The 1,362-nt window shown below is 48.8% G+C and carries 1 protein-coding gene; it reads right to left on the reverse strand.

The window, feature by feature from the left end; translation table 11 throughout:
* Window positions 1-32: 32 nt before the first annotated feature.
* Window positions 33-1,362, reverse strand: a protein-coding gene (locus tag ACJHYO_RS23930) for an IS3-like element IS1397 family transposase (protein ID WP_100228235.1) whose coding sequence is annotated in 2 segments (ribosomal slippage) — window positions 33-901 and window positions 901-1,362 — 1,331 coding nt annotated over the 2 segments. Because the reading frame shifts where the segments join, the coding sequence is not laid out codon by codon here. This gene is flagged as partial in the annotation.

Consider the following 1,362-nt stretch of genomic DNA (forward strand, 5'->3'; position numbering starts at 1 on the left):
TGAACTGAACCCCAAAACCTGGACAGTTTCAGTTAACCGGCTTTTTGATACTCAGTCCGGTATTCTACCGGGCTGAGTCCCCCAAGACTGAGTTTTATTCTTTTTTGATTCCAGTAAGTTATGTATTCGTTAACGGCATTTTCCAGCTCTTCTACATTTCTGTAGTCCCGGCGATAGTACATTTCTTCTTTCAGGTGACCAAAGAAGTTCTCCATTACCGCATTATCAAGGCAGTTGCCCTTGCGCGACATGCTCTGCACTAACCCTCTGTCCGCCAGGGCGGACTGATAACTTTTTATCCGGTAATGCCATCCTTGATCACTGTGGAGCAGCGGTTTCTCCCCTTCAGCAAGGCTTTCCAGACCCTTATTTAACATCCGCTTCACCAGCTCCTCTGTAGGCCTGCAGGCCGTTTCCCACGCCACGATTTCCCCGTTAAACAAATCAAGTATCGGGGACAGGTACAGTTTTTGTCCGCCAGCCCTGAATTCGGTGATATCTGTCACCCATTTCTCACAGGGAGCTTCCGCTTTGAACTGTCGCTGAAGGATATTTTCTGCAGCGAGTCCCATATTTCCCCGGTAAGACCGGTATTTCTTCAGGCGCACAGGAGACTTCAGGCCGAGCTGTTGCATCAGTTTTCTCACCGTTTTGCCACTGAACTTAAGACCTCTTTTCTGAAGCTCACAATGGATCCGCCGGTACCCATAACATCCCCGGTGTTCATGGAAGATGGAGGCTATGAGCTGTTTCACATCAGCATACTTGTCCTTAGCCTTCTGCAGTGACAGCTGGTAGTACAGCGTGCTTCTGGCCAGCCCTGCGGCCTTTAACAGGTCAGACTGGCAGTGTCCGTACCTCAGGCTCTGGATGACTTTCGTTTTTTCTCCAGCTCCTGGCGCTTTTTTTCCAGAAGATGCTCCTGCATGGCTTTCAGATATGCATTTTCTGCGCGAAGATAACGCAGCTCATTCTTCATCTCTTCCGGCGTCATGTTTGCCTCGTTTTCATGGGTATCATCAGAACGGGTCATGCTTTTCTCCTTCCTGCGCCTGATAAAGGCCTCATTACCAGATTTGCGGTAGCCTTTTATCCAGTTTTTAACCGTGTTGTGGCTGGGAATGTTAAACCGGGCAGCTACCCGGGGTAGAGACTCAGAATGCCCGAGAGCATAAAGAACCACGCAAAGTTTATCTTCAGGAGAATAGCTACGCTTGTGTCTGCAATCCAGTGCCCGAGGACCGTGAAGAAGAAAAAGATTAATCCAGTGTGAGAGGCTGGTGTGAGAAAGTTGAAAGAGTTTTGCCGTAGAAATGATGCCTGCATGACCAGCCAGGTAATGATTTACAGCGGCAAGTTTTA

It is taken from the genome of Escherichia sp. WS1118, assembly GCF_046487695.1.
GTDB lineage: Bacteria > Pseudomonadota > Gammaproteobacteria > Enterobacterales > Enterobacteriaceae > Escherichia > Escherichia coli.